The sequence below is a fragment of the Bacteroides xylanisolvens XB1A genome (genome assembly GCF_000210075.1).
Taxonomy (GTDB): domain Bacteria; phylum Bacteroidota; class Bacteroidia; order Bacteroidales; family Bacteroidaceae; genus Bacteroides; species Bacteroides xylanisolvens.
In genome coordinates, this window is record NC_021017.1 from 2,904,884 (window position 1) to 2,911,436 (window position 6,553).

8 protein-coding genes are annotated in these 6,553 nt (G+C 43.5%); 3 read left to right on the forward strand and 5 right to left on the reverse strand.

What is annotated here, in order from left to right; translation table 11 throughout:
- Positions 1-348 precede the first annotated feature (348 nt).
- The 3 genes from kduI to BXY_RS11425 all read left to right on the forward strand — a co-directional run bounded on the left by kduI (position 349) and on the right by BXY_RS11425 (position 3,535).
- The gene (kduI, locus tag BXY_RS11415; RefSeq protein ID WP_004307807.1) at positions 349-1,191 is read left to right on the forward strand and encodes a 5-dehydro-4-deoxy-D-glucuronate isomerase; all 843 of its coding nucleotides are present in this window, start codon (positions 349-351) and stop codon (positions 1,189-1,191) included.
- Between the two features lie 40 nt (positions 1,192-1,231).
- The gene (locus BXY_RS11420) at positions 1,232-2,035 is read left to right on the forward strand and encodes a gluconate 5-dehydrogenase (RefSeq protein ID WP_004313702.1); all 804 of its coding nucleotides are present in this window, start codon (positions 1,232-1,234) and stop codon (positions 2,033-2,035) included.
- A 258-nt stretch (positions 2,036-2,293) separates the two neighbouring features.
- Positions 2,294-3,535 (forward strand): DUF4861 domain-containing protein, encoded by a 1,242-nt coding sequence (locus BXY_RS11425; protein WP_015531954.1) that lies wholly within the window; start codon positions 2,294-2,296, stop codon positions 3,533-3,535.
- A gap of 117 nt (positions 3,536-3,652) precedes the next feature.
- Here BXY_RS11425 and BXY_RS11430 read toward each other — a convergent pair whose 3' ends face one another.
- The 5 genes from BXY_RS11430 to BXY_RS11450 all read right to left on the reverse strand — a co-directional run bounded on the left by BXY_RS11430 (position 3,653) and on the right by BXY_RS11450 (position 6,475).
- Positions 3,653-4,123 (reverse strand): lipocalin-like domain-containing protein, encoded by a 471-nt coding sequence (locus tag BXY_RS11430; protein ID WP_008641580.1) that lies wholly within the window; start codon positions 4,121-4,123, stop codon positions 3,653-3,655.
- A gap of 49 nt (positions 4,124-4,172) precedes the next feature.
- Entirely contained in the window at positions 4,173-4,892 is a 720-nt protein-coding gene (locus tag BXY_RS11435) for a hypothetical protein (protein WP_008641583.1), read from the reverse strand.
- Between the two features lie 105 nt (positions 4,893-4,997).
- Positions 4,998-5,633 carry an outer membrane beta-barrel protein gene (locus BXY_RS11440; RefSeq protein WP_008641585.1) on the reverse strand — a complete coding sequence of 212 codons (636 nt, stop codon included), beginning with the start codon at positions 5,631-5,633 and terminating at the stop codon, positions 4,998-5,000.
- 20 nt (positions 5,634-5,653) lie between these two features.
- Entirely contained in the window at positions 5,654-6,145 is a 492-nt protein-coding gene (locus BXY_RS11445) for a hypothetical protein (RefSeq protein WP_008641587.1), read from the reverse strand.
- Between the two features lie 99 nt (positions 6,146-6,244).
- Positions 6,245-6,475: a hypothetical protein gene (locus BXY_RS11450; protein ID WP_004313711.1), complete on the reverse strand. Its 231-nt coding sequence runs from the start codon at positions 6,473-6,475 to the stop codon at positions 6,245-6,247.
- Between the last annotated feature and the right edge of the window lie 78 nt (positions 6,476-6,553).

The following is a 6,553-nucleotide window of genomic DNA, read 5'->3' on the forward strand; positions in this document are numbered from 1 at the left end:
GTTTTTGTATATCCTTATAAAATTGAAGTATATAGGGGATCAGCGTATATAGAATTCATTAATCTTATTTTATTCGTTATATTGACTATTTTAATGCTTATCGTGTTGGTCGTTGAATAGCTTGTATTTTATTATAGAAGGTTCAAACTGTATTAGGTAGAAATCTCTCCCAAATCGTATTATAGTTCGTTAAAAAAGTGTACATTGCACAGATTCTGGACATTTTTGGTGGATAATTGGAACAAAATTGCAAGGTAAACCCGTTTTCTTTTGCTATTTTTGCATCGTGTACGTAAACGAAGTGTACGTAGAAAGAGAACTTATTCAATAACTATAAATAAATAAGGTATGAAAACGAACTATGAAATTCGCTATGCTGCGCATCCTGAAGATGCAAAAAGTTATGATACTACAAGAATCCGCAGAGATTTCTTAATTGAAAAGATATTTGTCCCCAATGAAGTAAATATGGTATATTCCATGTACGACCGTATGGTGGTAGGTGGTGCGCTGCCGGTAGGAGAGGTGCTGACGCTCGAAGCAATCGATCCGCTGAAAGCTCCGTTCTTCCTTACCCGTCGCGAAATGGGTATCTACAATGTTGGTGGTCCCGGTATTGTGAAAGCAGGCGACGCGGAGTTCGAACTGGACTATAAAGAAGCTCTTTATCTGGGTTCGGGCGACCGTGAAGTGACTTTCGAAAGCAAAGACGCTGCTCATCCTGCCAAATTCTACTTCAACTCACTGACTGCACATCGCAATTATCCCGACCGTAAGGTGACGAAAGCCGATGCCGTAGTAGCTGAAATGGGTTCTTTGGAAGGCTCCAACCACCGTAATATCAATAAGATGCTGGTGAATCAGGTGTTGCCCACCTGCCAGTTGCAGATGGGTATGACGGAACTGGCTCCGGGAAGTGTCTGGAATACGATGCCGGCCCACGTACACAGCCGTCGTATGGAAGCCTACTTCTATTTCGAGATTCCCGAAGATCATGCTATCTGCCACTTTATGGGTGAGGTAGGCGAAACACGTCACGTATGGATGAAAGGCGATCAGGCTGTTCTTTCGCCCGAATGGTCTATCCACTCGGCTGCTGCTACCCACAACTATACCTTTATCTGGGGAATGGGTGGTGAGAACCTCGACTATGGCGATCAGGACTTCTCGTTGATTACAGATTTGAAATAACAAATCCAATAGTTTTCCTAATTTAATAATAAAAAGAATTATGAATCAGTATTTGAATTTTTCTTTGGAAGGTAAAGTAGCGCTCGTTACAGGTGCTTCTTATGGTATCGGTTTTGCTATTGCTTCTGCATTCGCAGAACAAGGCGCTAAAGTTTGTTTTAACGACATCAATCAAGAGTTGGTAGACAAAGGAATGGCTGCATACGCTGCAAAAGGTATCAAAGCTCACGGTTATGTATGCGACGTGACAGACGAACCGGCTGTTCAGGCTATGGTTGCTACAATTGCCAAAGAAGTAGGTACAATTGATATCCTTGTAAATAATGCAGGTATTATCCGTCGTGTTCCTATGCACGAGATGGATGCTGCTGATTTCCGTCGTGTAATCGACATCGACTTGAATGCTCCGTTCATCGTTGCTAAGGCTGTTCTTCCTGCTATGATGGAAAAACGTGCTGGTAAAATCATCAACATCTGCTCAATGATGTCCGAACTGGGTCGTGAAACTGTATCTGCTTACGCTGCCGCTAAGGGTGGACTGAAGATGCTGACTCGCAATATCTGCTCTGAATATGGTGAATACAACATTCAGTGTAACGGTATCGGCCCGGGTTACATCGCTACTCCGCAAACTGCTCCTCTTCGTGAGAAACAAGCAGACGGAAGCCGTCACCCATTCGATTCATTCATCTGCGCCAAGACTCCTGCCGGTCGTTGGTTGGATCCTGAAGAACTGACAGGTCCTGCTGTATTCCTTGCTTCTGAAGCTTCTAACGCTGTCAACGGCCACGTTCTTTATGTAGATGGTGGTATCCTTGCTTATATCGGAAAACAGCCGAAATAATGTAAGATAGAAGAGATTCCGATAAGGTGATAGAATGGCAAAGAGCATCCTCTTTTCATCTGTCACCTTATTTTTTATCATTCCCTTTGCAGGAGCTATAGGACCGACTTATTGGACATATATGCCCAACGTGTTGAACATATATATCCAACACGTTGGATATATATAGCTGATGCGTTGGATCTATATATCCAACAGATGCGGATATAATAGCCTCTATTTGCAAAGTATATATTATTCATTCAATGTAGACTAATTATGAAAAAGATATTAATTCTGTTTGCTGTAGTCTTGATAGGGTTTGCTTCTTGTGCCGACAGTAAACAGTCAATGACAATCACAGTGACCAATCCGCTGGCTCTTGAACGGGTGGGGGAGATGGTTGAAGTGCCGATGAGCGATGTTGTTGCCAAGTTGAAACTGGCAGATACAGCGCAGATTGTAGTGCTTGATGTTGACGGTCAGCAAGTGCCTTATCAGGTGACGTATGACGAAAAGGTTGTTTTCCCCGCTACGGTAGAAGCGAACGGAACGGCTGTTTACACTATTCAACCGGGTACACCGGCACCTTTCGATGTCGTTGCTTGCGGTAAGTACTACCCCGAACGTCTGGACGACGTTGCCTGGGAGAATGATCTTGGCGGATTCCGTGCGTATGGCCCTGCTTTGCAAGCCCGCGGAGAGCGTGGTTTCGGCTACGACCTTTTCACGAAGTACAACACAACGGAGCCGATTCTGGAATCTCTCTATGCGGAAGAACTGAATCCTGAAAAGCGTGCCAAGATAGCTGAATTGAAAAAGACAGATCCTAAAGCTGCCTCCGAACTACAAAAAGCTATCTCTTACCATATCGATCATGGATATGGCATGGATTGCTATGCCGTAGGACCTACGTTGGGTGCCGGTGTTGCTGCTCTGATGGCGGGTGACACTATTATCTATCCTTACTGCTATCGTACACAGGAAATCCTTGATAATGGTCCGCTGCGTTTCACGGTGAAGCTGGAATTTAATCCGCTGGTAGTTCGTGGAGACTCTAATGTAGTGGAGACTCGTGTAATCTCACTGGATGCAGGTTCTTATCTCAACAAAACGATTGTTTCATATACCAATCTGAAAGAAGCAATGCCGGTGACTACCGGACTTGTGTTGCGTGAACCGGACGGTGCGACTGTGGCAGATGCTGCCAATGGCTATATCACTTACGTGGATCCTACAACAGATCGTAGCGGTGCAAACGGCAAGATATTTGTCGGTGCTGCATTTCCTGCACAGGTGAAAGAAGCGAAAGTGGTTTTTCTTTCTGAAAAGGAAAAGAAAGAACGTGGCGGGGCCGACGGTCACGTTTTGGCTATCAGCGAATATGAGCCGGGTTCTGAATATACTTATTATTGGGGTTCTGCCTGGGATAAGGCTGCTATTAAGACTCCGGATGCCTGGAATAAATATATGGCTGAATATGCGCAGAAGTTGCGCACACCGCTGACAGTGGCATATTGATGTGTTGAATTGCTTTTCCAATAGATTAAGCAAAGGTTTCTTTTCACCAAAGAAACCTTTGCTTAATTTTATCTTCCTGAAAAAGAAAGAAAGTTTTTATGTTATAACGCCTTTGAATTATCTCGTAAAAGCGTGTTGTTCGTAATATTCGTATGTTGTTCCGTCTTCTTTCTCTTTTTCACGAAGTTCATAGACTAATTCATTTTCTGTCATTGTGGTCACTATCCACACTTCTGTGTAATTATCCTCTTCAGTGTCGATGAGAGTCAGCTTATTACCGGAGTAGCTCCATGTACCATGATAATAATTAGTACTTCCGGAGGAGTTGTAGACATCTTTTTCTACATACGTACCGTCTTCCTTGAACTCTATGGAATAACGGTTGGTTCCATTTACAAAATCTTCTTTAGAGTCACTTACCTTTTCACCATCTTCCCATTCTTGTGAAAGATAATACACTCCATTCCATGTTCCTAACAATAAATCGCGTGAACCGACAGCGTCGTCATCGTCGTCGCCACAGGAATAAATGCTGAACGACAGTAATACTGCAACTATGCAAACAGTTGCTTTCCAGATTGTTTTCATAATAAATTGTTTTAATTGTTTGATTTTGAGATGATTCGTTTTTTAGACTCTATTTGATAATAGTTTCCACATGTCCGTCCTTGAAGAACAGGTAGAACGAGCTGGAATACATCCATTGTACTTCTCCATTTGATTCTTGAATAGTCTGCGGTTTGCCGAAAGCCAGTAGACATTCATCTTCCGTCATGCCTTTCACCGGCTTGTTGATGTTGATTTCATTCCAGTGAGTAATCGGTGAAAGCTGGTTCGTTATGATGAAGTCGAACATTTTGTTCAATACTTGCGATTCAACCTGTACGAAATCATCCATGATTTCTTTGTGAGATGCTTTCTTGTCCGGTTGTAGCTTCTCCATAGGAGTGATTTTTTTCATTATCACTGCTGATGACTCTATCCGTATATTGGAAAGATAATAGACCAGTTTACCGTCCTTTACTTGAAACAGGGCTTTGCAATAGTAAGTATTCTTTTGGCTTGAGTCTGCCTGCGAGGCAAGTATCAGATCGCAACTGAAGTTTTTAGCCGGTACGTTGACCTCCGCTATTCCTTCCCGTAACTGTGGGCAGACATTCTTGACGATCCATAGCAGTGCATTAGCGTAGATGTTTTCGTCTTGCATATCGCTGAAAGGGGTAAATCCGCTGACCACATATTTATTGCCGTCTGCACTGACAGGATAGCTCTTTTTCTGTTCGGTGAAAGTCTGTGCTGTTAGTGGGATAATTCCTAGCAGTAGATACAAGATTACCAGAAATTGTCGTTTGGTCATCATATTCCGTTCTTTTTAAGAAAACAGCATCCACGGCCCTTTTTGTGAAAAGAAAAGATCGTGGACGCTGAATAAATAATATGGTTTATTGAGGTTTGGTTGTCCTTAGAAGGCAATACCCAGACGAATCATAAAGTTACTGGTTTTGAATCCGTCGGCATCGCTGAATGCATCTATAAATCCGCGTTGGTAGGTGAGATCCAGATTGAAACGGTCATACCAGACTCCTACGCCGATATTCATACCGGCATCAAAATGATTGTAGTCAACCTCCATATAATCTGCATAATCACCCCAACTGATGCTTTCTCCATCTTCTTTCATTTTGCTTGTGTAATCGTAACTAGCGAAGACTCCTACATGCGGGTCGATACGGACGTTGTCCGCCACAGCAAATTTCCATCCGAATGTGAACGGAGAATATTGTATGTTGTGAGCCATACATTTCGTGTCGTCCACTTTGAAACCACGGGAGCCAAGTCCAAACTCCATCCCCCAGTATCCTCCTGTACTGCCTAAAGGCTTCTGATAACCAAATGTTGCGTTATATCCGATGTTTGAATCAGCTCCTTCGGCCCCGTCACCGGAGAAATTCATGATATTCAAACCTGCACGCAAGAACCATTGTGTGCTGCTGGCTTGCTTCTCTGTTTTGACGATTGCGCTTCTGGATGATACGATTTGCGCTTGAGTTCCTACGCACAATAAGAGTGCGGCAACCATTGATAGTACTTTTTTCATTGTTATTGATATTTTAGTGATTAATTCTTATTCTTAACGACGGGCGCTATCTGGCTTTTTCCATCTGTGGGTGATAACTTTTGCAGACGTATCCATTCATAATCTTCTTTTGTGGCCGGATGCCAGTTGACGAAGATGCCGGGATAACCTACTACTGTAACCGTGTATCCCCCTGTTTTTTCATTATCTTCCACTTTGAAAGTGGCTCCCATGATGACATCGCAGTTGTATTTGATGGTGGACAGATACGTCCCCCATGCACGGATGTTGTCAAGTTCTCCTTTCATGGCGATTTCCACTTCCTCTTTGCTTAGTGTCCATTCATCCTTGATCCGTCCCTTATCTTCCAGTATTTTCACCTCGACAACTGTAGGTTTGACACAAACTTCAGTAACTGCATCACCTGCACGTGCCTGTGCGTCGCGAAACTTGAAGACCGTCTTTTGCGCATGGGCTCCGACGGCACAACCGACAACCAGAGTAATAATCAGAAATAGTTTTTTCGTTTTCATGTCCTTTTGTGATTATATGTTAATATGCCTGCAAAGGTATGCGAAAGGAGTATACTACCGGGTGAAAACATAGTTCCAAGAACGATACGAAATTGTATCCTATTTGGATACACTGGGGAAGCTTCCGGTGTTGATGCTGTCGGACAGATCACGGAAGAAATCGTGGCCGAGGATGTAGGAGATGCGCCAGAGCAGGTGGATGTCGATATTCTCTTTCCGGAATATCTTGTAAACATTGGGGCGTGTGCAGCATAGTTGGGTAGCGAACCAGGTGACGGTGCGTCCCTGTTCGTGAAGCGTGCGTTCAATAAGTTGTCCCGCATGAATCATGTGCCTATTCTGCTTATGTGTGTCCCCCGGATTCCCGTTGGGCGGACAATTCAATCTATTGTTGACAGGAATATATAG